24 protein-coding genes and 1 pseudogene are annotated in these 21667 nt (G+C 68.9%); 22 read left to right on the plus strand and 3 right to left on the minus strand.

Annotated elements, in window-relative coordinates:
* The first annotated feature begins 33 nt into the window (after positions 1–33).
* From AB0J62_RS31560 to AB0J62_RS31630, 15 genes are all read left to right on the plus strand, one after another.
* The gene (locus tag AB0J62_RS31560) at positions 34–1128 is read left to right on the plus strand and encodes a zinc-dependent metalloprotease (RefSeq protein WP_363878723.1); all 1095 of its coding nucleotides are present in this window, start codon (positions 34–36) and stop codon (positions 1126–1128) included.
* Between the two features lie 16 nt (positions 1129–1144).
* Positions 1145–2161 (plus strand): tRNA lysidine(34) synthetase TilS, encoded by a 1017-nt coding sequence (gene tilS, locus AB0J62_RS31565; RefSeq protein WP_363878726.1) that lies wholly within the window; start codon positions 1145–1147, stop codon positions 2159–2161.
* 5 nt (positions 2162–2166) lie between these two features.
* Positions 2167–2718, plus strand: coding sequence for a hypoxanthine phosphoribosyltransferase (gene hpt / locus AB0J62_RS31570; RefSeq protein WP_363878729.1), 552 nt, complete (start codon positions 2167–2169; stop codon positions 2716–2718).
* Positions 2719–2893: 175 nt separating this feature from the next.
* Positions 2894–4933 (plus strand): ATP-dependent zinc metalloprotease FtsH, encoded by a 2040-nt coding sequence (gene ftsH / locus AB0J62_RS31575; protein WP_363878733.1) that lies wholly within the window; start codon positions 2894–2896, stop codon positions 4931–4933.
* Between the two features lie 69 nt (positions 4934–5002).
* A complete protein-coding gene (folE, locus tag AB0J62_RS31580) occupies positions 5003–5575 on the plus strand; it encodes a GTP cyclohydrolase I FolE (protein ID WP_363878736.1) in 573 nt (190 codons plus the stop codon).
* A gap of 133 nt (positions 5576–5708) precedes the next feature.
* A complete protein-coding gene (locus AB0J62_RS31585) occupies positions 5709–6845 on the plus strand; it encodes a S1 family peptidase (protein WP_363878739.1) in 1137 nt (378 codons plus the stop codon).
* 103 nt (positions 6846–6948) lie between these two features.
* Positions 6949–7746: a dihydropteroate synthase gene (folP, locus tag AB0J62_RS31590; protein ID WP_363879241.1), complete on the plus strand. Its 798-nt coding sequence runs from the start codon at positions 6949–6951 to the stop codon at positions 7744–7746.
* Positions 7743–8219 carry a nuclear transport factor 2 family protein gene (locus AB0J62_RS31595; RefSeq protein ID WP_363878742.1) on the plus strand — a complete coding sequence of 159 codons (477 nt, stop codon included), beginning with the start codon at positions 7743–7745 and terminating at the stop codon, positions 8217–8219. The genes folP and AB0J62_RS31595 overlap by 4 nt, the downstream gene beginning before the upstream one ends.
* Before the next feature lie 75 nt (positions 8220–8294).
* The gene (gene folB / locus AB0J62_RS31600; protein ID WP_363878745.1) at positions 8295–8684 is read left to right on the plus strand and encodes a dihydroneopterin aldolase; all 390 of its coding nucleotides are present in this window, start codon (positions 8295–8297) and stop codon (positions 8682–8684) included.
* Positions 8681–9238, plus strand: coding sequence for a 2-amino-4-hydroxy-6-hydroxymethyldihydropteridine diphosphokinase (gene folK / locus AB0J62_RS31605; RefSeq protein ID WP_134109843.1), 558 nt, complete (start codon positions 8681–8683; stop codon positions 9236–9238). Before folB ends, folK begins: the two co-directional genes overlap by 4 nt.
* A gap of 2 nt (positions 9239–9240) precedes the next feature.
* A complete protein-coding gene (locus tag AB0J62_RS31610) occupies positions 9241–9759 on the plus strand; it encodes a DUF3180 domain-containing protein (protein WP_238160668.1) in 519 nt (172 codons plus the stop codon).
* A 95-nt stretch (positions 9760–9854) separates the two neighbouring features.
* Positions 9855–10211 (plus strand): hypothetical protein, encoded by a 357-nt coding sequence (locus tag AB0J62_RS31615; protein WP_238160667.1) that lies wholly within the window; start codon positions 9855–9857, stop codon positions 10209–10211.
* Between the two features lie 22 nt (positions 10212–10233).
* The gene (locus AB0J62_RS31620) at positions 10234–10629 is read left to right on the plus strand and encodes a hypothetical protein (RefSeq protein WP_363878751.1); all 396 of its coding nucleotides are present in this window, start codon (positions 10234–10236) and stop codon (positions 10627–10629) included.
* Between the two features lie 10 nt (positions 10630–10639).
* On the plus strand, positions 10640–11422 hold the full coding sequence (locus tag AB0J62_RS31625) for an inositol monophosphatase family protein (RefSeq protein ID WP_363878754.1): 783 nt from the start codon (positions 10640–10642) through the stop codon (positions 11420–11422).
* A 4-nt stretch (positions 11423–11426) separates the two neighbouring features.
* Positions 11427–12143 carry an NAD(P)-binding domain-containing protein gene (locus AB0J62_RS31630; protein WP_363878757.1) on the plus strand — a complete coding sequence of 239 codons (717 nt, stop codon included), beginning with the start codon at positions 11427–11429 and terminating at the stop codon, positions 12141–12143.
* Positions 12144–12147: 4 nt separating this feature from the next.
* On the opposite strand, the gene AB0J62_RS31635 is transcribed toward AB0J62_RS31630, so the two are convergent.
* Positions 12148–13341, minus strand: a complete 1194-nt coding sequence (locus AB0J62_RS31635) for an NADH-quinone oxidoreductase subunit D (RefSeq protein ID WP_363878760.1) — start codon at positions 13339–13341, stop codon at positions 12148–12150.
* 26 nt (positions 13342–13367) lie between these two features.
* Here AB0J62_RS31635 and AB0J62_RS31640 point away from each other — a divergent pair, with 26 nt between their 5' ends.
* Both AB0J62_RS31640 and AB0J62_RS31645 read left to right on the plus strand, forming a co-directional pair.
* A complete protein-coding gene (locus AB0J62_RS31640) occupies positions 13368–13856 on the plus strand; it encodes a PH domain-containing protein (protein WP_363878763.1) in 489 nt (162 codons plus the stop codon).
* Positions 13857–13867: 11 nt separating this feature from the next.
* Positions 13868–15274, plus strand: a complete 1407-nt coding sequence (locus tag AB0J62_RS31645; RefSeq protein WP_363878767.1) for a PH domain-containing protein — start codon at positions 13868–13870, stop codon at positions 15272–15274.
* 104 nt (positions 15275–15378) lie between these two features.
* Here AB0J62_RS31645 and AB0J62_RS31650 read toward each other — a convergent pair.
* Positions 15379–16014 (minus strand): annotated as a pseudogene (locus AB0J62_RS31650) (SAM-dependent methyltransferase); the annotation flags it as partial.
* The gene (locus tag AB0J62_RS31655; protein ID WP_363878770.1) at positions 16011–16565 is read right to left on the minus strand and encodes a 2'-5' RNA ligase family protein; all 555 of its coding nucleotides are present in this window, start codon (positions 16563–16565) and stop codon (positions 16011–16013) included. The gene AB0J62_RS31655 and the pseudogene AB0J62_RS31650, both read right to left, overlap by 4 nt.
* Before the next feature lie 81 nt (positions 16566–16646).
* Between AB0J62_RS31655 and AB0J62_RS31660 the strand changes: the two genes are divergently transcribed.
* From AB0J62_RS31660 to AB0J62_RS31680, 5 genes are read left to right on the plus strand one after another with little or no spacing between them, the layout of a single operon-like run.
* Positions 16647–17522, plus strand: coding sequence for a Rossmann-like and DUF2520 domain-containing protein (locus tag AB0J62_RS31660; RefSeq protein ID WP_363878773.1), 876 nt, complete (start codon positions 16647–16649; stop codon positions 17520–17522).
* Positions 17519–18346 (plus strand): pantoate--beta-alanine ligase, encoded by an 828-nt coding sequence (gene panC, locus AB0J62_RS31665; protein ID WP_134109822.1) that lies wholly within the window; start codon positions 17519–17521, stop codon positions 18344–18346. Before AB0J62_RS31660 ends, panC begins: the two co-directional genes overlap by 4 nt.
* A gap of 22 nt (positions 18347–18368) precedes the next feature.
* The gene (locus AB0J62_RS31670; RefSeq protein WP_363878777.1) at positions 18369–20036 is read left to right on the plus strand and encodes an L-aspartate oxidase; all 1668 of its coding nucleotides are present in this window, start codon (positions 18369–18371) and stop codon (positions 20034–20036) included.
* A complete protein-coding gene (gene nadC / locus AB0J62_RS31675; RefSeq protein WP_363878780.1) occupies positions 20029–20883 on the plus strand; it encodes a carboxylating nicotinate-nucleotide diphosphorylase in 855 nt (284 codons plus the stop codon). Before AB0J62_RS31670 ends, nadC begins: the two co-directional genes overlap by 8 nt.
* On the plus strand, positions 20883–21647 hold the full coding sequence (locus AB0J62_RS31680) for a type III pantothenate kinase (protein WP_363878783.1): 765 nt from the start codon (positions 20883–20885) through the stop codon (positions 21645–21647). Before nadC ends, AB0J62_RS31680 begins: the two co-directional genes overlap by 1 nt.
* Positions 21648–21667 lie beyond the last annotated feature (20 nt).

Here is a 21667-nt window from a genome sequence, read left to right on the forward strand (position 1 = left end):
GCGCATGTTGGGACATAGCACTAGGGTCGTTGTATGAGTACGGCTGAAGGCGAGACCACGACCGAGATGGTCGACTGGCAGCTGGCGACCGGTGTGGCGCGGAAGCTGCTGCGCCCGGGCCCGGCGGTCAGCCGCGCGGAGGCGGACCAGGTGGTCGCGGACCTGCGTCAGTTCGCGGCCGAGTCCGAGGGGCACGTTCGCGAGTTCACCGGGCTGCAGGCCACGTCGGCCACGGCGCCGGTGGTGATCGTAGACCGGCCCGGCTGGGTGCAGGCGAACGCGGACGGCTTCCGGACCGTGCTGCAGCCGCTGGCGGACAAGCTGCGCGAGAAGGCGGACCGGATGCCCGGTCTGTCGTCCGCGGTCGGCTCACGGGTGACGGGGATCGAGGCCGGCGCGCTCCTGGCGTTCCTGTCGTCCAGGGTGCTCGGCCAGTTCGACCCCTTCTACCCGGCGGAGCCCGACCCGGATCGCCCGCACCTGACCGGTCGGCTGCTTCTCGTGGCCCCCAACGTCATGCACGTGGAGTCCGAGCTCGACGTCGTACCGCGGGACTTCCGGCTGTGGGTGTGTCTGCACGAGGAGACGCACCGCGTGCAGTTCACGGCCGTTCCGTGGCTGCGGGACCACCTGCGGTCCGAGATCGCCCTGTTCCTCGACCAGGCCGAGCTAGATGCGTCGGCGTACGCCGCGATGTTCCGGGAGGCTGTGCAGCGGTTGGGGCGGTCGCTGCGTGGCGAGGCTGAGCTGAGCCTGGTGGACCTGATGCAGTCGCCGGAGCAGCGTGCGGTGCTGGACCGGTTGACGGCGGTCATGTCGTTGCTGGAGGGCCACGCGGACTTCGTGATGGACGGGGTCGGGCCGACGGTCATTCCGACGGTCGAGAACATCCGGTCCAAATTCACGTCGCGCCGGCAGAGCGGCAACCCGGTGGACCAGCTGCTGAAGCGGCTGCTCGGGCTGGACGCGAAGCTGCGGCAGTACAAGGACGGTGCGGCGTTCGTACGCCGTGTGGTCGACCAGGTCGGTATGGAGGGCTTCAACCGGGTCTGGACCGGCCCCAACACGCTTCCGACCAAGACCGAGATCGCGAACCCCGACGCCTGGGTCGCCAGACTCCACGGCTGAGTCAGCTGAGTTCGCTATGGAGGAACTGGTCGAGCGCAGACGAGGGAAGCTGCACCCGGCCATAGCCCGCGCCCGGGAGGCGGTGCGGGCGACGCTCGCCGAGCTGCCTCAGGGGACCACTGTGCTGGTCGCCTGCTCCGGCGGGACGGATTCGCTCGCTCTTGCGGCCGCGACCGCCTTCGAGGCGCCGAAGCTCGGTCTGCGGGCCGGAGCGATCGTCGTCGACCACGGTCTGCAGCCGGACTCCGCACACGTTGCTGAAATCGCAGCTGAGCAGTGCAGGACGCTCGGGCTCGAGCCTGTCCAGGTGCGTGCGGTGGAGGTCGGCAGCGACGGCGGTCCGGAGGCTGCCGCACGGGCTGCGCGGTACGACGCCCTCCGCGACGCGGCGGATGAGCTGGCAGCGGACGTCGTACTGCTGGCCCACACCCGTGATGACCAGGCCGAGACTGTCCTGCTCGGGCTCGGGCGCGGATCCGGGGCGCGGTCCCTGGCTGGCATGGCTCCGGCGGTCGGACTGCTCCGGCGGCCGTTCCTGGAGGTACCGCGGGCCACTACGGCGGCGGCGTGCATCGCGTCGGGGCTCCGGCCGTGGCACGACCCGCACAACGACGATCCGCAGTACACGCGGGTGCGGGTGCGGCACGAGGTGCTGCCGGTGCTGGAGGAAGCCCTGGGGCCTGGTGTGGTCGAGGCGCTGGCCCGTACGGCGGGATTGCTGCGGGCGGACGCCGATGCGCTCGATCTGCTGGCTGCGGACGTTGCTGAGACCGCACTGAGTCGCGCCGAGGGCGAGGTGCGCGCGGACATCGGCGTACTGACCGACGAGCCCGCTGCGATCCGCACGCGGGTGCTGCGGCAGGCCGCGCTGGAAGCCGGCTGCCGGGCCACGGATCTGACCGCGGGACACGTCGCGTCCGTCGATGCGCTGGTGACCGACTGGCGCGGCCAGCGCTGGATCGACCTACCACAGGGCATCCGGGCGATCCGCAAGGGCGGATTCATCATCCTCGGTCCTGATGTGACAGGCTGAGGGCCGTGGATGCGGCGGACATCGAGAAGGACCTGACCAAGATCCATTACACCGAGGACCAGATCCTCGCGAAGCTGCGGGAGCTGGCAGCGCGGATCGAGGCCGACTACGAGGGCAAGGACCTGTTGCTGGTCGGTGTCCTGCGCGGTGCGGTGATGGTGATGGCCGACCTGGCCAGGTCGTTCAGCCGGCACGTGGAGATGGACTGGATGGCCATCTCGTCGTACGGCTCGGGGACCAAGTCGTCGGGTGTGGTGCGGATCCAGAAGGACCTGGACACCGACATCACCAACCGGCACGTGCTGATCGTCGAGGACATCATCGACACCGGGCTCACGCTGAGCTGGCTGGTCAGCAACCTGGAGTCACGCAAGCCGGCCTCGCTGGAGCTGTGCACCGCCTTCGTGAAGCCGGACGCCGCCAAGATGCGCGTCCCGGTGAAGTACGTCGGCCTGGAACTTCCGGACGAGTTCGTCGTCGGGTACGGGCTGGACTACGCGGAGAAGTACCGGAACCTGCGCTGTGTGGCCAGTCTGGCCCCGCACGTCTACTCCTGACCGGCTCCCACAAGGCAGACTTGGTGACGGCCTGTACAACGGGTCGTACTGTCCTTTGGTGACCCTCGTGCTGTGTTGTCTTGTGCGACACGAGACACTTGGACTGGTATTACCGTCACAAGCCCGCCATACCCGGGCCTGCCGAGCTAGGAGGGACGGGGCTTAGGCCTCGATCATGGACGTGAAGCGCATCTTCCGCGGACCCCTGTTCTGGATCGTCGTCGCCTTCCTGGGCGTACTGGTGATCGGGCAGCTCCTGACCGGCTCGACCGGGTACAAGACCGAGGCCACCGGCCAGGTCGTGCAGCTGATCCAGCAGGCCAAGTCGTCGAGCGACAAGACGATCAAGTCGGTGACGCTGATCGATCCGGACCAGGAGATCCGGGTCGAGAAGACCGACGGCACCAAGCTCCGGGCGCACTGGGTCGACGGGCAGGCCGAGACCCTCGGCACCGACCTGCAGTCGCTGTTCCAGGACGGCAAGATCGAGCGGTACGACGTCGAGAACCCGAAGCCGAGCTTCATCGGCCAGGTGTTCTCCACGCTGATCCCGTTCCTGCTGATCGCGGTCGTGTTCATCTTCTTGATGAACTCGATGCAGGGCGGCGGCTCCCGGGTGATGAGCTTCGCCAAGTCGAAGGCCAAGCTGATCACCAAGGACACCCCGAAGACGACGTTCGCCGATGTGGCCGGCGTCGACGAGGCGGTCGAGGAGCTCGGCGAGATCAAGGAGTTCCTGCAGGAGCCCGGCAAGTTCCAGGCGGTCGGCGCGAAGATCCCGAAGGGCGTCCTGCTCTACGGCCCGCCCGGTACCGGTAAGACCCTGCTGGCCCGCGCGGTCGCCGGTGAGGCCGGCGTGCCGTTCTACTCGATCTCCGGTTCGGACTTCGTCGAGATGTTCGTCGGTGTCGGCGCCTCCCGCGTCCGCGACCTGTTCGAGCAGGCCAAGACGAACGCTCCGGCGATCGTGTTCATCGACGAGATCGACGCCGTCGGCCGGCACCGTGGCGCGGGCCTCGGCGGTGGCCACGACGAGCGCGAGCAGACGCTGAACCAGCTGCTGGTCGAGATGGACGGCTTCGACGTCCGCGGCGGTGTGATCCTGATCGCGGCCACCAACCGGCCCGACGTGCTCGACCCGGCCCTGCTGCGGCCCGGCCGCTTCGACCGGCAGATCGCCGTCGACGCGCCGGACCTGCCCGGCCGGGAGAAGATCCTCAAGGTGCACTCCCGCGGCAAGCCGATGGCGCCCGACGTCGACCTGGTCGCCGTCGCCCGCCGGACGCCGGGGATGACCGGTGCCGACCTGGCCAACGTGCTGAACGAGGCGGCCCTGCTGACCGCCCGGTCGAACGCGCAGATCATCGACAACCGCGCGCTGGACGAGGCGATCGACCGCGTCATCGCCGGCCCGCAGCGCCGGACCCGGCTGATGTCGGACAAGGAGAAGGTGCTCACGGCGTACCACGAGGGTGGGCACGCCCTGGTCGCCGCCGCGCTGCCGCACTCCGACCCGGTGCAGAAGGTGACGATCCTGCCGCGCGGCCGCGCGCTCGGCTACACGATGGTGATGCCGGACGAGGACAAGTACTCGACCACCCGGTCGGAGATGCTCGACAAGCTGGCCTACATGCTCGGTGGCCGCGCCGCCGAGGAGATGGTCTTCCACGACCCGACCACCGGCGCGAGCAACGACATCGAGAAGGCGTCGGCGCTGGCCCGGGCGATGGTCACGCAGTACGGCATGACCGAGCGGCTCGGCGCGATCAAGTTCGGCCAGGACGGCAGCGAGCCGTTCCTGGGCCGCGACTTCGGCAGCCAGCGGAACTACTCCGAGGAGATCGCGGCCGCGGTCGACGAAGAGGTCGGCAAGCTGATCCTGAACGCGCACCAGGAGGCCTTCGACATCCTGGTCGACAACCGCGCGGTGCTGGACCACCTGGTCGAGGAGCTGCTCGAGAAGGAGACGCTCGACAAGCACCAGATCGCCCGGATCTTCGAGCCGGTGATCATGCGGGAGCGGCGGCCGGCCTGGACCGGCTCGTCCACCCGGGTGCCGTCGGACCAGCCGCCGGTGATGCCGACCGGCAGCAACGGCCGCGCCGAGCAGAACGGTTCGCTCCACGACGTGCTGCCGGGCGGCTCCGTCGGTCCGGACGAGGCCATCCGGCCGACGGACTACGGCAGCGGGCCGACCCCGCCGAACAAGCAGTGACACCTGCGACGCCGCCACCCACCGGGTGGCGGCGTCGCTGTTTGTGGCGTCGAAATTTACAGTGGCCGGATGACTTCACCGAAGTTCGACCACGCGCGGGCGGCGAACGCCATCCGCGAGCTGCTGTTCGCGATCGGGGAGGACCCGGACCGCGAGGGCCTGCGGGACACGCCGGACCGGGTGGCGCGTTCGTACGCCGAGATCACCGCCGGGCTCGGGCAGACCGCCGAGGACGTGCTGACGACCACGTTCGCGCTCGAGCACGACGAGATGATCCTGGTGAAGGACATCGAGGTCTGGAGCATCTGTGAGCATCACCTCGTCCCGTTCACCGGCGTCGCGCACGTCGGGTACATCCCGAGCCGGGACGGACGTATCACCGGGCTGTCGAAGCTGGCCCGACTGGTCGACGTGTACGCGAAACGACCGCAGATCCAGGAACGGCTGACCACCCAGGTCGCCGAATCGCTGGTCGAGATCCTCGAGCCGCGCGGCGTGATCGTGGTGATCGAGTGCGAACACCTCTGCATGACCATGCGCGGTGTCCGGAAACCGGGCGCGAAGACGATCACTTCCGCGGTCCGCGGCCAGCTGCGCAATCCGGTCACGCGCGCGGAGGCGATGAGCCTGATCGTGGGCTGAGGCGTAGCCCCCGGCCCCTGCCCCTCGTTGGAGTTTGAGAGTCCGTGACTATGGACATTCTGTCGCTGAGCGTTTACTTTCCGTAGTGGCACTCGGCCAACGGGGACCAGAGTGCCGGTGTGAGGAGGACAGGATGTCGGGGCGTTTCCGGGTCGGCGCCGCACTTGCCGGGGTCGTCGTCCTGACGGCCGGCGGGCTGGCGGCAGCGAACTGGGCCACCGCGGACACGCGGAGCAAGACCACCCAGAAGAGTTCCCCCAAGCAGACCGAGGACCCGCTGATGGCGGAGACCTTGGAGTCGCAGCTCGGGTCCGACTCGGGTGTGGTGGGCAGCTACTACGACAACTCCGGTGAGCTGATCGTCGCCGTGTCGGATGTCGCGACGGCCGAGCTGGTCCGCCAGATCGGTGCGATTCCGCGCCTGGTCCGGTTCACCGCTCGCCAGCTGAACGCCGTGCAGGGTGAGCTGAACAAGCTGGCCATGACGTCGAGCGCCGGCAAGGTGCGGTCGTGGTACGTCGATCCCGTCTCGGGGACCGTGGTCGTTTCGGTGCCGAAGGGTGCGCACGACTCGATCACCAACCGCTTCCTGTCCCGCGCAGTGGCGAACGGCGAGCGGGTGACGGTCCGCCAGGTGACAGGGACGATCCGCCCGACCGCGGACGACTTCAGCCTTCGCGGCGGCGTCCAGGTCGACAAGAACACCGGGTACGTTTGCTCGCTGGGCTTCAACGCCCGGACCCGCAAGGGCACCCGGATCTTCCTCACCGCCGGACACTGCACGGCGGGCAAGCCGTCGTTCTCCCGGAACGGCTACGTCCTCGGCAACACGTACACCTCGAGCTTCCCTGGCAACGACTTCGGCTCGGTCGGCGTGATCGAGGGCTGGGACCAGCAGGGGTACGTCGAGGGCTGGGGCGCCGGCAACGTCGCGGTCAAGGGGCTCGCGGACGCCACCATCGGATCGACGCTGTGCAAGTCCGGGAAGAGCACCGGCTGGACCTGCGGGCGGATCGTCGCGCGGAACGTCACGGTGAACTACGGCAACAACCGCATCGTCCGCGGCCTGTTCCAGCACACCGCGTGCGTGGAGGCGGGCGACTCCGGCGGCGCCAACATGACCGGCAACTACGCCCAGGGGATCACCAGCGGCGCGGCCCTGCTCAACGGCCAGTGCCTGGAGAAGTCCGGCCAGACCAACGAGTCCTACTCGCAGCCCATCGCCGAGGTTCTGCAGTCCACCCAGTCCCGGCTGATCCTCGCCAACTGAGCCCAGGCGACAGACTGGGGGTGCGGGCCACTACGGTGGTCTGGTGAAGGATCTCGAGCGGGTTCACGTGGACGGGCTGCCGGTGGTCGACCGGTGTCTCGTCATGGGCGTCGTGAACGTGACGCCGGACTCGTTCTCGGACGGCGGTGAGTGGTTCGAGCCGGCCGCGGCGATCAAGCACGGACGTGAGTTGCTGGCCGAAGGCGCCGACCTTCTGGACGTCGGCGGGGAGTCGACGCGGCCGGGTGCAGTGCGGCCGTCGCCCGAGGAAGAGATCCGCCGTGTCCTCCCGGTGATCGAGACTCTCGCGGCCGAAGGCGCGATCATCTCCGTCGACACGATGCGGGCCGGCGTCGCTGAGCTCATGCTCGACGCGGGCGCCACGATGATCAACGACGTGTCCGGCGGCCAGGCCGATCCGGACATGCTCCCGCTGGTGGCCGAGCGCAGAACGCCGTACCTGTGCATGCACTGGCGCGGGCACTCGATCGACATGCAGAACCGGGCGGAGTACGACGACGTCGTCGCCGAGGTGATCGCCGAGCTGGGCGAGCGGCTCGACGTACTGCGGCAGGCCGGCATCGACCTGAACCGGGTGGCGCTCGACCCGGGGCTCGGATTCGCGAAGAACGCGAACCACAACTGGGAGATCCTGCGCCGGCTGCGGGAGTTCGCCGTGCTGGAAAGACCGTTGCTGATCGGTGCGTCCCGGAAGACGTTCCTCGGTAGGCTGCTCGCCGACGAGCAGACCGGCGAACCCAGACCGGCCGTACGACGAGACGACGCGAGCGTGGCCGTGACCGCCCTGGCCGCCGCAGCGGGTGCCTGGTGTGTCAGGGCGCACGCGGTGGCACCGAACGCGGACGCGGTCAGAGTGGCGAAGAGATGGGGAACGGTATGACGGACGGACCGCGGCAGGGCACCGGTGGCGATGGTGCGCGCGGTGCCACCGTCGAGGACGTCGTACTGAATGCGAACACCGCGTTCTACAACGCGTTCGAGGCCGGCGACCTGGACCTGATGGCGGCCGTCTGGCTGCCGGAGCCGGATCCGGTCTGCATCCACCCCGGCAACGCGGCGATCTCCGGGTACGCCGAGATGATGCGGGCCTGGGCGATGATCTTCGCGAACACGCCGTACATCCAGTTCTTCCTGACCGATGTGCAGGTCCGGGTAGATGAAGACGTGGCATACGTCACGTGTACGGAGAATGTCCTGTCCTCGGGTGAGGGTGCCCCGGAGGACGGGTTCGCGGGTGGCAAGGCGCTCGCCACCAACGTTTTCCGCCGAACTTCCAGCGGCTGGCGGTTGTGGATCCACCATGCCTCCCCGGTACTGTCGTCGTCTGGGGGCCGACAGGAGGAGGCGCCGTGACTGAGCGGAGCGAGGTCACCATCAAGCACCGTGCGCTCGTGCCTCATCCGCGCCCGCAGCGAAGCGAGGACGTGGATGAGTAGTCCCGTATCGCCTTCTGACGTGATCGAGATCCGGGGCATCCGCGGTTTCGGGCGCCACGGGGTCTTCGAGCACGAGCGGACCGACGGACAGGAGTTCGTCGTGGATGTCAGGCTGGAGCTGGACACCCGGTCCGCCGCGGCCTCCGACGACCTGGCCGACACTGTGAACTACGGGGTGGTGGCCGAGCAGGTGCACCGGGCGATCGAGACCGACCCGGTGGATCTGATCGAGACCCTCGCCCAGCGCATCGCCGATCTCTGCCTCGCCGACAAGCGGGTGACAGCGACGGCGGTCACCATCCACAAACCCTCGGCGCCGATCTCGGTGCCGTTCGACGACGTTGTCCTGACCGTGCAGCGCAGAGCCGGAGAATCCTCGTGACTGAGACCCCTAGTCCCCACGTCATCGACGCGGACACCCTGAGCGGTGGTCTGAAGCCGATCCGCCAGCTGATCCTGTCGCTCGGCAGCAACCTCGGCGACCGTGAGGCGAACCTGCAGGGCGCGGTCGATGCGCTGCGGGACACCCCGGACGTCGTCGTGGTCGAGGTCTCGCCGGTGTACGAGACCCAGCCGATCGGCGGCCCGGAGGAGTCCGGCCCGTACCTGAACATCGTCCTGCTCGCCGACACCACGCTGGCCGTCGACCTGCTGCTCGAGCGCGCCCAGGCGATCGAGCAGGCGTTCGGCCGGGAGCGCAGCGTGCCGGGTGCACCGCGGACCCTCGACGTCGACCTGATCACCTACGGGCAGAAGACGATCGAGACCGAGGAGCTGACGATCCCGCACCCGCGGGCGCACGAGCGTGCGTTCGTGCTCGCACCCTGGCTCGACATCGAGCGGGACGCCGTCCTGCCGGGCCACGGCCCGGTCTCCGAGCTGCTGGCCAAGGTCGGGACCGACGGCGTGACCAAGCTCGACATCGAGCTGCAGTAGTGGTGTCCGGCGGTCCCGAGCCGGGGCAGGCACCCCGGGACAAGCAGGAGCCGCCACGTCCGGGCTCGGTGCGGCCGACGTCTCGCCGGCTGCTGATCGCGATCGCCGTCCTCGGGCTCGCGATCGGTGTCACGGTGGTGCAGGCGATCGAGTCCGGCGGCGGGGTCGCGCCGGCGGTGTCGTGGCTGACGCTGATCGCTTGGGCCTTCCTCGCCGCGCTGCTGTTCGCCGCCGCCCGCAACACCCATCAGCGGATCCAGGTCCGCCGGGAGCGGATGGAACCGTCCCGTGCGGTGTTCCTGTTGATGATCGGGAAGGCCAGCGCTTTCGTCGGCGCGTTGTGTACCGGGGTTTACGCAGGGTTCGCGTTAAGGTTTCTCCAAGCGATGGGCTCTTCCGGTCCTCGTAACCGTGTGATCATGGCCGCCGCGGCGGCGGTGATCTCTGTGCTGGTCGTCACGGCCGGATTGTTGCTCGAACGCGCGTGTCGCATTCCCGAGGACCCCGACGAGACCCCCTAACATGTCGGTCCATGGGGTCAAGGGGTAGCCGCCGTCGAACCAGGACCACCGTTCTCACCGTTGCCAACGTATCTCTGATCGTTGTCTGCCTGGGCGTGAGTGTCGCGCTCTTCTCGCAGAATGCCTGGATCCTCCGGGCGGCCGCGGTCGGTGCGGCTCTGGTCGCGATCGCCGGCGCTGTCCTGTTCCGCCACCAGTTGCTGGTCGAGCGGCTGGCCCACTCGGACGAGCGCGCGCAGGTCGCGCAGGAGTACTCGCGGATCACCAGCGCCCGCGTGGTCGAGAACGCGGAGTTCGTCGACCTGATGCAGCGCCGGCTGGACAAGATCGACCAGCGCCTCGACAAGATCGACGAAGAGGTCGCCACGGTCGTTGCCGCCGGCGACAAGCATTCCCAGGCCGACGCGCCGACCGTTGTGGACCTCAGGCTCCGAGGTCTGGCCGCGTCCTGAGTCCTGCGCCCATACTGCGGTCATGGGGCTGGATGCGAACTACCCGGCTGTGACGATGAACGATCCGAACGGCCATGTCACGGTCTACAACGAGGATCATCTCCCGATCGGGCAACTGGGGCCGACGCCGTACGAGTCGCCATCGGTGAACGTGACGTGCCGGCGTAAGGCCTGGGACGACCTGTATTGGTACCGGCTGCTGAACCCGGAGGGCTTCCCGTTCCCGGCCGAGGAGGCGTACGTGTCGGCCGACGAGACCCACGAACTGAACCCCGGCCAGCCGTATGCCATCCCGGATTGCGCCAGCGGCTGCCCGATCAAGATCGGCCAGGCCGCGGCGGTCGGCGCCTTGGCGATCGGCGGAGTAGCCGCAGCCGCCGCCTGGCGCCGTCGACGCCGGGAGTTGGGCATCGCGTAGGTTCTGAGGTGTGGATCTTGCGGAGTTGCTGAAGGTTGCCGAGGCTGCTGTTGCGCGGGGGCGGGTGGTGACACAGTCGCGGGCGGTGGGGGAGTTGACGTCCAAGGGGGATCGGGACATGGCCTCCGAGGTCGACTTCGCCGTCGAGCGGGAGGTGCGGGCGTTTCTCGAGCGGGAGACCCCGGAGATCGGGGTGCTCGGCGAGGAGGAGGGCGGCGCGACCGACGGCACGCGTTGGGTCCTCGACCCGGTCGACGGCACGGTCAACTTCATCCACGGCGTACCGCTGTGGGCGATCTCGCTCGGCCTGATCCACGAAGGGCGGGCCGTCGCCGGCGTGATCGATCACCCGGCGCTGGACACGACGTACGTCGCCGCCGAAGGGCTCGGTGCCACCTGCAACGGGAAGCCGATCCGGGGCAGTGAGTGCACCGACCTGACCGAGGCATTGGTTGCCGTGGGCGACTATGCCGTCGGGCCGAACGCCGACGCGCTGAACGCCGATCGGCTCGCCCTGACCCAGCGCCTGTACCCGCGCGTGCAGCGGCTGCGGATGATCGGTACGGCGGCGACCGCGCTCACCTGGACCGCGAACGGGTACTTCGACGCGCTGATCATGTTCTCCAACAAGCCGTGGGACACGATGGCCGGCGTGGCGATCTGCCGCGAGGCCGGCGTCACCGTCCTCGATCTCGACGGCACCGACCACGCGCCCGAGTCCCGCGGCGTGTTCGCCGTCGCCGACGGCATCCGCGAACCGCTACAGGACTTGCTGAGCGCAGCAAGGAGCTAGGGCGATGTCGACACTGGGAATCATCGGCAGCGGGAACATCGGCTCGGTGGTCGCATGGCTCGCGGTCGACGCGGGCCTCGACGTGGTGATGGCGAACTCCCGCGGCCCGGAGAGCCTTGCCGACAAGGTCCGCGACCTCGGCGTCCGCGCCGCGACCGTCGAGGACGCCGTGCGCGCCGGCGACTGGGTCCTCGTGACCATCCCGCTCGGTCGGTACGCCGAACTGCCGGTCGAACCGTTCGCCGGCAAGGTCGTGCTGGACACGATGAACTACTACCCGCATCGCGACGGCCGGATCGATCGGCTCGACCGCGAGCTGGTGACGACGGCGCAGCTGTTGCAGGAGCACTTGCCCGAGGCCCACACCGTGAAGGCGTTCAACAACATCAGCGCCCGGAACATCGTCACGCTTGCCCGGCCCGCCGATGCAACCGATCGCAGTGCGTTGCCGATCGCCGGCGACGACGCGGACGCGAAGGCCTCGGCCACGACCCTGATCCAGACGCTGGGGTTCGACGTGGTCGACGTCGGTCCGCTGAGCGAGAGCTGGCGTTTCGAGCCCGAGACGGCGGCGTACGTGACGCCGTACCTGTCGAAGGCGAGTACGGCGAAGCAGCGGGCGGCCGGGCACGCCGATCCGGGGAAGCCGCTGCCGGTGGCCGGCCTCGTGCAGCTGATCGCCGGCGCACACCGGCCACCGGTGGCCGGGCGCGAGTTCTGACGCGCTACTTGTCGATGTCCCCGACGACGAAGAACATGCTGCCGAGGATCGCGATCATGTCGGGGATCATCGTGCCGGGCAGCAAGGCCGGAAGTGCGGAGATGTTGTTGAAGCTGGCCGAGCGGAGCTTCAGGCGCCACGGCGTCTTGTCCCCGCGCGAGACCAGGTAGTAGCCGTTGATGCCGAGCGGGCTCTCGGTCCAGGCATACGTCTGGCCCTCGGGAACCTTGAGGATCTTCGGCAGCCGCACGTTCACCGGTCCGGCCGGCAGCGTGGACAGCTTGTCGAGGCAGGCGTCGACCAGGTCGAGCGAGACCTTCACCTGTTCGAGCAGCACGGAGAAGCGGGCGTAGCAGTCGCCTTCGGGGCGGGTGACCACGCGGAGTACGTCTTGCAGATCGCCGTACGCGAGGTAGGGCTCGTCGCGGCGGAGGTCGGCGTCCACACCTGAGGCGCGGGCGATCGGGCCGGAGACGCCGTACTGCGCGATGAGCTCTGGGGCGAGCTTGCCGACACCGATCGTGCGGGCCCGGAAGATCTCGTTGCCGAGGATGATCTCCTCGATATCTGGCAGGCGCTTGCGGACCGCGGCGGAGGCGGCGGCCGCGCGACCGAGCCAGCCGTACGGGAGGTCCTCCTTGAGTCCGCCGACCCGGTTGAACATGTAGTGCATCCGGCCGCCGGACAGCTCCTCCATCACCGCCTGGATCGTCTCGCGCTCGCGGAACGCGTAGAACACCGGCGTGATCGCGCCGAGCTCGAGCGGGTACGAGCCGAGGAACATCAGGTGGTTCAGCACCCGGTTCAGCTCGGCCAGCAGGGTCCGCAGCCAGACCGCCCGGTCCGGCACCTCGAGTCCCATCATCCGCTCGACCGCGATCACGACGCCGAGTTCGTTCGCGAACGCCGACAGCCAGTCGTGCCGGTTCGCCAGCACGATGATCTGCCGGTAGTCGCGGACCTCGAACAGCTTCTCGGCGCCGCGGTGCATGTAGCCGATGATCGGCTCGCAGCTCACGATGCGCTCGCCGTCGAGGGTGAGCCGCAATCGCAGTACGCCGTGGGTCGCCGGATGCTGCGGACCGATGTTGAGCACCATGTCGGTGGTCGGCAGGTCCGATCCGGCTCCACCACGCTCATAAGCAGGGTCGAATCCGGCAGCTCCGGCCCCGACTCCGACGACTCTTTCCGTGCTCATGCCCCCTATCGTGACAGGCTGGGTACGTGGATGACCTCTTCGCACCCTCGGATGTCAGTTGGACGCCGGTCTCGCCCAAGCTGGCGACGCTGCGTCGGCTGAACGCGTCGATCGTGGCGGGGCTGGCCGCGATCGCGGCGCTGCTCGCGCTCGGGCTGACGCTGGGCTGGCTGTACGGCGTACTCGCGGTGGTCGTGATCGCGCTCGCACTGGCCTGGGCGTGGATCCTGATCGGGCGCAACCAGCGGTCCTGGAGGTACGCCGAACGCGAGGACGAGCTGCTGGTCAGCCACGGGATCATGTTCCGCGAGCTGGTTGTCGTGCCGTACGGCCGGATGCAGTTCGTCGACGTGACGGCCGGGCCGCTGGAGCGTGCGTACGGGATGGCCACCGTGGAGCTGCACACCGCCACCCCGGCGACCGACGCCAAGATCCCGGGGCTGCACCCCGACGAGGCCGGTCGGCTGCGTGACCGGCTGTCCGCCCTCGGTCAGGCGCAGGCGTGGGGCCTGTGACCCAGGAACCGGTGACACAGCAAACCGCTGAAGTTGTGGGGCAGCGGCTGCACCCACTGACCCCGTTCGTCAAGGGCTGGGGGTACTTCGTCGTCGCAGCCGTCGCGCTGGTCAACAACGAGGGTCTGCGGCAGAACCTGACGTTCGCCGGCATCGGCCTGGCCGCGGTCCTGGTCGGAGGCATCGCGCTCGGCGCACTGTCCTGGTGGTTCACCAAGTGGCAGCTCACCGGCGATGCGGTCCGCGTGGACAGCGGCTTCCTGTTCCGGCGTACCAGGATCATCCGGTTCGACCGGATCCAGGCGATCGACGTCGCGCAGCCGTTCGTGGCGAGGCTGTTCGGCATGGCCGAGCTGCGGATGGATGTGGCCGGGGGCGGCAAGAGTGACGGCAGGCTGAGCTATTTCGGGTACGACGAGGCGCAGGCGCTGCGTACGACGCTGCTCGTCCGTGCAAAGGGCCAACAGGCCGCTGAGGAGCAGGAGAGCGAGCAGTTGGCCGAGGCCGAGGCTCCGCCGCTGCTGACTGTCCCGACCACCCGTCTGCTCGGCGCGACCCTGCTGTCGTCGACCGTCGTGGGTAGTGCCGGCGCACTGATCTGGTTGATCGTCGCGACCATGGTGCTGAACTTCCACATCGGTCTGTTCGCCGGTCTGCCGCTGCTGCTCGGTGTGGTGCAGCCGATCTGGAAGCAGGTCGTCGGCAACCACGGATTCACCCTGTCCGACACCAGCCACGGTCTGCGGACCAAGCGCGGGCTGTTCGACGTACAGCGACAGACGATCCCGCCAGGCCGCGTGCAGGGCCTGCTGATCACCGAGCCGCTGATCTGGCGGCTGATCGGCTGGTCCCGGGTCGAGTTGGACATCGCCGGTGTGGCTGGTCAGAAGGAAGACGGTGACAACGACAACGAGGGCGCGCAGTTGCTGCCGGTCGGTGAGCGTACCGAGGTGGCCTACGTGCTCTCCCGCGTGCTGCCTGGGTTCGATCTGGCCGGTATCCAGCTGCACGTGGCGCCGGAGCGGGCCAAGTGGCTGCGCCCGATCGGCTGGCGCTACCTGACGTACGGCGTGGACGACCAGGTCATGGTCACCACGCGGGGCTGGGTGAGCCGCCGTACGTCGATCGTGCTGCACCACAAGACGCAATCCGTGCGCATGGAGCAGGGCCCGCTGCAGCGGCGGCTGGGGCTGGCCAACGTGCATGTGGATACCCCGCTCGGGCCGACAGACGCCATTGCCTTGCACCGCGACCAGGTGGAGGCTGCCGCGCTGGTGCAGGCTCAGGCGGACAGGGCTCGCGAGGCCCGGCGTACGGTGTCGGCGCCTTTCGCGGTCCAGACCCAGCCGAACCCGCCGAGGCCGGACGGGTACAGTAGCTCGGCTGCTTCACCGGCCGAGGACAGCTCGGACAGATAGCGCATCGGGTCAGTTTGCGCCAGGTCGAGCGGTGGTCTGGTTGCGCTGACGCCCAGGGCTCGTAGGGCGTCGCGCTGGCTCACGATGGTGCCGCCCAGAGAGTCCAGAGCTACGTGGGCGGTGATGTCGCAAGTGCCGTCCGGTATCGGGTCGCACTCGCGGCCGTTGCGGAAGCCGGTCAGCGTCCCGTACGGCGGCCTGCCTGCCTTCAGGTGGCCGTAGTCGATCGCAACGGCGAGACTCCCTGGTGCGAGCCGGTCGATCACGCCGGCCCAGGACTCGTCACGCGTGGTTCCGATCTCAGCCCGATCACCCGGCTCACCAGGCCACCAGCGGTCCAGCCAGGCCAGATCGTTGCCTTTGACAAGCGGTCCGGGGGACGAATCGGCGAGCAGGTAATGGGGCATGCCTTCGTCGTCCCACTCGACGACCTCGCAGGGGATGTTGTCGAGCCACTCGTTGGCGATCACCAACCCGGAGAGGTGCTCGGGGAGGTCGTCGTCCAGCTCGATGTCCAGGACGGTGAGGCCGTCGGCGCGGAGTACCTTGCCCAGCTCGCCGGAGCCGGCGCCGATATCCACGACCTGGTCCAGCTCGAGCAGACGAGCCAGGCGGGCGATGGCCTGCCCGAAGAGCGTCGACGCGTGCACCGACGTACGGAAATGGGCGGACGGCCGCTCCCGGCGGTAGAAGCCGTCGGGTCCGTACAGAGCCTGCTGCCAGGCCGCTCGAAAGGTCATCCGAGCGGTACGGCGCCGAACTGATGCCAGACCCCGGACGAGTCCTCGCGCCACAGGCCCAGCTCCGTCAGCTGGACCGTCGGGGCCGGCGTCGCGGCCAGAGCGGCGTTCGCCTCGGCCACGACGGCCGGACCGCCCTGCGTGGACGACGAGATGGTCAGGTGCGGTTGCACGTCCGGGATCTCACCGCCGTACGGCGGGCACTCCGGGAAGGCTGCGAACACGCTGTGAAGTAATGAGCGGACGGTGTCGAACGGTTCCGGCTTCAGCCAGGCCGTGCCGTTCGGGAACTGACCAGCGGTCGGGAAGCTGAGCTCAAAAGGCTCGATGGACGAAACAGCAGACCGCAGGCGAGCAATATCGGCGTCGCTGGGCTCGGCAACCCACGGGACCAGCACAGTCACATGCGGTGGGATCAGCTCTGTCAGTGGGACCTGGGGCCGAGCTGTCGACCGTGACACCGAACGCCAACGATCGGTATACGCCGCCAGCTCGGGCACTGTGATCAGAATCGCGGTCAATCCGCTCTGTGCTGCCCACGCATCGCTCACGGCCACATGCTCTCATCACCTACTCTGACAAGTAGATCGTCTGGTACCCCGCGTGGGACTGGAACGAGAAGAGAGTGAGTGATGGAACGGATCGGCTTGATCGGAGCCGGCCGGGCCGGGACCGCCGTGGGAGCAGCCTTGGCGGCAGCCGGGTATCGGTTGGTCGGAGTGACGGCGCGTTCGGACGCGTCCCGGGACCGCGTTGCCCAGTTACTGCCCGCTGTGCCGGTGCTGACCGCCGACGAGGTCACCAAGCGCGCCGACGTCGTGCTGGTCGCCGTACCAGATGACCTGATCCGTGACGTGGCGCAGACGCTGCCGTTGACCAGCGCGCAGTACGTCGTACACCTGTCCGGCGCGCACGGGCTGGGCCCGCTCGAAGGTCTGGCTGCGACACCGGTCGCCTTGCACCCCTCGATGACCTTTCCCGGCGGTCTGGTGCAGCTGGACGACGTCATGTTCACCGCGACCGCTCCCGACGCGGACCGACCGGTTGTCGAGCGACTGGTGAAGTCGCTGGGGGCACAGGTGCAGTGGGTCGCCGACGAGCAGCGAGCGCGGTACCACGCCGGTCTCGTGCACGGTGCGAACCACCTGACCACCTTGGTCTCCCAGGCGATCGGCGTACTGCGGGAGGCCGGCGTGGCCGATCCGGTGGCGACGCTGCGGCCGTTGCTGGCCGCAACCCTCGACAACACGCTGCGATCCGGTCATCATGCGCTCACCGGGCCGATCGCCCGCGGCGATGTCGACACGGTGGCAGCACATCTGACAGCACTACAGGTACTGCGGGACCGCACGGCGACGACGTACGCCGAGCTGGCCCGCGCGACGGTGGAGATGGTGGAGGCGGACGGGCGGCTGGACGCGGAGACGGCCCGCCGGTTCACGCAGGTGCTAGACGGGCACCGGGCAGGGGTCCCAGGGCAGGATCGGACAGGGGAGACACCGCGATGAGACTCACCCAGACCAAGGCCGAACTGCGGGCAGCGGCCGCGATCCGGCCCCGGGCGGTCGTGATGACGATGGGCGCCCTGCACGAGGGCCACGCGGCGTTGCTGGCCGAGGCCCGCGAGCGGGTCGGACCGGACGGCAGCGTGGTGCTGACGATCTTCGTGAACCCGTTGCAGTTCGGGCCGTCGGAGGACTTCGACCGGTACCCGCGGACGCTGGCCAGCGACCTGGCGATCGCGAAGAACGAGGGGGTCGACCTGGTCTTCAACCCGTCGCGCGACGAGCTGTATCCGAACGAGCCGTCGATCACCGTCCACCCGGGACCGTTGGCCGACGAGCTGGAAGGCGTGTTCCGGCCCGGGCACTTCTCCGGCGTACTGACCGTGGTCTCGAAGCTGTTGCACCTGACCGCGCCCGATCTGGCGCTGTTCGGTGAGAAGGACTACCAGCAGCTGACGCTGATCCGCGAGATGGTGTGCGACCTGGACATGGACGTCGACATCGTGCCGGTGCCGACAGTGCGCGAGCCGGACGGGCTCGCGATGTCCTCACGCAACCGGTACCTGAGCGAGACCGAGCGTGACGAGGCGCTGGTGCTGTACCGCGCGCTGAGCGCCGGTGCGAAGGCCGGGATGAACGGCCCGGACGCGGTGATGACCGCCGCCCAGGCCGAGTTGGAGGCCGTTCCGTCGGTCAAGATCGACTACCTGGCCCTCCGCGCGCCCGATCTGGGTCCCGTCATCGGGCCGGGGGAGGCGCGCATGCTGATCGCCGCCCGGGTAGGTCTGACCCGTCTCATTGACAACATTTCCATCACCCTTCGATGAAATCGGTTGATACGGTCGCGGGATGACCGCACCCGCAGTCCCACAACGGTTGGCCGCGCCTGAACCTGGCTGGACCGACTCCGTGGACGTGGTGGTGATCGGCTCGGGCGTTGCCGGGCTGTCCGCTGCGTTGAAGGCGCGTGAGCTGGGCTCCGTGCTCGTGGTGACCAAGGACGTTGTTGCGTCCGGATCCACACAGTGGGCTCAGGGTGGCATCGCCGCCGCGCTCGACCCGGAGGACTCGCCCGAGGAGCACCTGCGGGACACGCTGGTCGCGGGTGCCGGGCTGAGCGACCCGGAAGCTGTCCGTGTGCTCGTCACCGAGGGTCCCGACGCGGTGCGCGACCTGATCGAGTTGGGCGCGCGTTTCGACACGTTGGCCGACGGCGAGATCTCGCTCGGCCGTGAGGGTGGACACCACCGCAACCGCATCGCGCATGCCGGCGGCGACGCGACCGGAGCGGAGATCGAGCGGGCCCTGGTCGCCGCGGTCAAGCGGGCCAAGGACATCCGGCTGATCGAGCACGCACTCGTCCTCGACCTGCTCACCGCCGAGGACGGCGCGGTCGCCGGCGTCACGTTGCACGTGATGGGCGAAGGCCAACTGGACGGCGTCGGCGCGATCCGCACCCGGGCCGTCATCCTGGCCTCCGGCGGTCTCGGACAGTTGTATGCGGCAACGACCAACCCGAGCGTGTCCACTGGTGACGGCATGGCGCTGGCATTGCGGGCCGGGGCGAAGGTGCGCGACCTCGAGTTCGTTCAGTTCCACCCGACCGTGCTCTGGCTGGGCAAGAGTGCGAAAGGCCAGCAGCCGTTGGTTTCCGAGGCTGTCCGGGGTGAGGGCGCGTTCCTGGTCGACCACAACGGCAAGCGCTTCATGCAGGGCCAGCACGAGCTCGCCGACCTCGCGCCGCGCGACATCGTGGCGAAGGCGATCATGCGGCAGATGATTGCCACCGGCAAGGATCACGTGTACCTCGACGCCCGGCACTTCGGCGACGAGAAGTGGCGGGTGCGGTTCCCGACCATCCTCGCGTCCTGCCGCTCGCACGGTATCGACCCGGTGCGTGAGCTGATCCCCGTCGCGCCGGCCTGCCACTACTCGTCCGGCGGTGTGTGGACCGACCTCGACGGTCAGACCTCGGTGCCCGGCCTCTACGCCTGTGGCGAGGTCGCGTGCACCGGCGTACACGGAGCCAACCGGCTCGCGTCGAACTCGTTGCTCGAAGGGCTCGTGTTCGCCCGCCGGATCGCCGCACATCTCGACGGCGGCCTGCCCGAGCAGCGGGAGCCGGCGGTCGACGTCCGTACGCCGGGCCTCGTCGACGCGGACGTCGTCCCCGAACTGCAGCGGGCGATGACCGTCGGCGCCGGCGTGATCCGCAGCGCGGCCGGTCTGTCCGAGGCGGGTGCGACGATCGGCAAGCTGATCGAGCAGCCCGCCGACGAGCCCGGGACGCCGGGATGGGAGGCGACGAACCTGGTCACCGTCGCGTCCGCGCTGCTGGCCGCCGCGACCGCCCGGGAAGAAAGTCGTGGTGCGCACTGGCGCGAGGACCACCCGGATCGCGATGATCTGCACTGGTCCGGCAATCTGGACCTGACGCTGCCTGCCCTGGCCGACCGGGCTGTGCCGCAGGCCACGTTCGTTCCCCACGTTTCCGAGGAGAATCACCGGCATGGATGAGACAGTCGACCGGGAATGGGTCGTCGACCTCGTGCGGGCAACCATCGAGGAGGACCTGGCCGGGGGCGTCGACGTGACCACCACGGCCACCATCGACCCGGACCAGATCTCGGTCGCCGAGCTGGTCGCGCGCACCGACGGCGTGGTGGCCGGGCTGGAGATCGCCGAGCTCGTACTGCGCCTGGTCGCCGCCCCGGACGAGCTCGAGATCGAGTACTCCGTTCGGGACGGCGCGTCCGTGCAGGCCGGCGCCATCCTGATGACGATCCGCGGCAAGACCCGTCAGCTGCTCACCGCCGAGCGCACCGCGCTGAACCTGCTGTGCCACCTGAGCGGTGTCGCCACGCTGACCCGGCGCTGGGTGGACGCGGTCGCGGGCACCGGCGCGGTCATCCGCGACACTCGCAAGACGATGCCGCTGCTGCGGTCCCTGGAGAAGTACGCCGTCCGCTGCGGCGGCGGGAAGAACCACCGGATGGGCCTCTCGGATGCCGCGCTGATCAAGGACAACCATGTGATCGCGGCCGGTGGCGTCGCGGAGGCGTACCGGCTGGTGCGCAAGGCGTACCCGGATATCTCGATCGAGGTCGAGGTCGACTCGGTCGACGACGCGCTGATCGCGGTCGAGTCCGGCGCCGAGCTGATCCTGCTCGACAACATGGATCTCCCGCTGCTGCGCGAAGCGGTCGAGAAGGTCGGCGGCCGTGCGCGACTCGAGGCCTCGGGCGGACTGACGCTGGACAAGGCCCGGGCGGTCGCCGAGACCGGGGTCGACTTCCTCGCGGTCGGTGCGCTGACCCACTCGGCTCCCGTGCTCGATATCGCGCTGGACCTCCGGGAGGCCTGATGTTGCTGGCCGTCGCCGTCGAGAACACCAGGACACTGGTCGGCCTGGTGTTCGAAGGCACGGTGAAGCGGCATTGGTGGGTCGGCACGGACCCACGGCGTACGGCGGACGAGTGGGCCGTGCTGCTGCAGGGCCTGCTCGCCGGTGAGTCGCCGGTGTCCGGGATCGCCGTGTGCTCCGCCGAACCGCATGTGCTGCACGAGTTGCGGGATGTCGTCGCGCGCTACTACCGGGACGTGCCGAGCGTCGTCGTCGAGCCGGGCGTGAAGACCGGCCTGCCGGTGCTCGTCGACAACCCGCGCGAGGTCGGCACGGACCGGATCGCGAACGCACTCGCCGCGGTGCACAAGTACGGCGCTCCCTGCCTGGTCGTCGATGTCGGTACGGCGATCACGATCGACGTGGTCAGCCCGGCCGGCGCGTTCATCGGCGGAGTGATTGCCCCAGGCATCGAAACGGCGACCGACGCGCTCGGGTACGCCGCCGCGCAGCTGCGCCGCGTCGAGCTGGTCCGGCCGCGGTCGGTGGTCGCGAAGAACACGGTCGAGGCGCTGCAGTCCGGTGCGATCCACGGCTTCGCCGCGCTGGTCGACGGCCTGGTCGCACGGATCCGGACCGAACAGTCTCTGAACGCGAACAGCCCGGTCGTCCTCACCGGCGCGCTGGCTCCGCTCCTCGTCGGCCAGCTGACCACGCCGGTCCGCGACGAACCGTTGCTGACGTTGCACGGTCTGTACCAGGCGTTCACCCGCAATCACAGCTAAACCTCTTGTGCGCTTCAGGT

Source organism: Kribbella sp. NPDC049584, assembly GCF_040675555.1.
Taxonomy (GTDB): domain Bacteria; phylum Actinomycetota; class Actinomycetes; order Propionibacteriales; family Kribbellaceae; genus Kribbella.

Coding starts and splice junctions, on each gene's coding strand:
- AB0J62_RS31560 (WP_363878723.1), top strand. CDS start 34: ATGAGTACGGCTGAAGGCGAGACCACGACCGAGATGGTCGACTGGCAG.
- tilS (WP_363878726.1), top strand. CDS start 1,145: ATGGAGGAACTGGTCGAGCGCAGACGAGGGAAGCTGCACCCGGCCATA.
- ftsH (WP_363878733.1), top strand. CDS start 2,894: ATGGACGTGAAGCGCATCTTCCGCGGACCCCTGTTCTGGATCGTCGTC.
- folE (WP_363878736.1), top strand. CDS start 5,003: ATGACTTCACCGAAGTTCGACCACGCGCGGGCGGCGAACGCCATCCGC.
- AB0J62_RS31585 (WP_363878739.1), top strand. CDS start 5,709: ATGTCGGGGCGTTTCCGGGTCGGCGCCGCACTTGCCGGGGTCGTCGTC.
- folP (WP_363879241.1), top strand. CDS start 6,949: ATGGGCGTCGTGAACGTGACGCCGGACTCGTTCTCGGACGGCGGTGAG.
- AB0J62_RS31595 (WP_363878742.1), top strand. CDS start 7,743: ATGACGGACGGACCGCGGCAGGGCACCGGTGGCGATGGTGCGCGCGGT.
- folB (WP_363878745.1), top strand. CDS start 8,295: ATGAGTAGTCCCGTATCGCCTTCTGACGTGATCGAGATCCGGGGCATC.
- AB0J62_RS31620 (WP_363878751.1), top strand. CDS start 10,234: ATGGGGCTGGATGCGAACTACCCGGCTGTGACGATGAACGATCCGAAC.
- AB0J62_RS31630 (WP_363878757.1), top strand. CDS start 11,427: ATGTCGACACTGGGAATCATCGGCAGCGGGAACATCGGCTCGGTGGTC.
- AB0J62_RS31635 (WP_363878760.1), bottom strand. CDS start 13,341: ATGAGCACGGAAAGAGTCGTCGGAGTCGGGGCCGGAGCTGCCGGATTC.
- AB0J62_RS31660 (WP_363878773.1), top strand. CDS start 16,647: ATGGAACGGATCGGCTTGATCGGAGCCGGCCGGGCCGGGACCGCCGTG.
- panC (WP_134109822.1), top strand. CDS start 17,519: ATGAGACTCACCCAGACCAAGGCCGAACTGCGGGCAGCGGCCGCGATC.
- AB0J62_RS31670 (WP_363878777.1), top strand. CDS start 18,369: ATGACCGCACCCGCAGTCCCACAACGGTTGGCCGCGCCTGAACCTGGC.
- nadC (WP_363878780.1), top strand. CDS start 20,029: ATGGATGAGACAGTCGACCGGGAATGGGTCGTCGACCTCGTGCGGGCA.
- AB0J62_RS31680 (WP_363878783.1), top strand. CDS start 20,883: ATGTTGCTGGCCGTCGCCGTCGAGAACACCAGGACACTGGTCGGCCTG.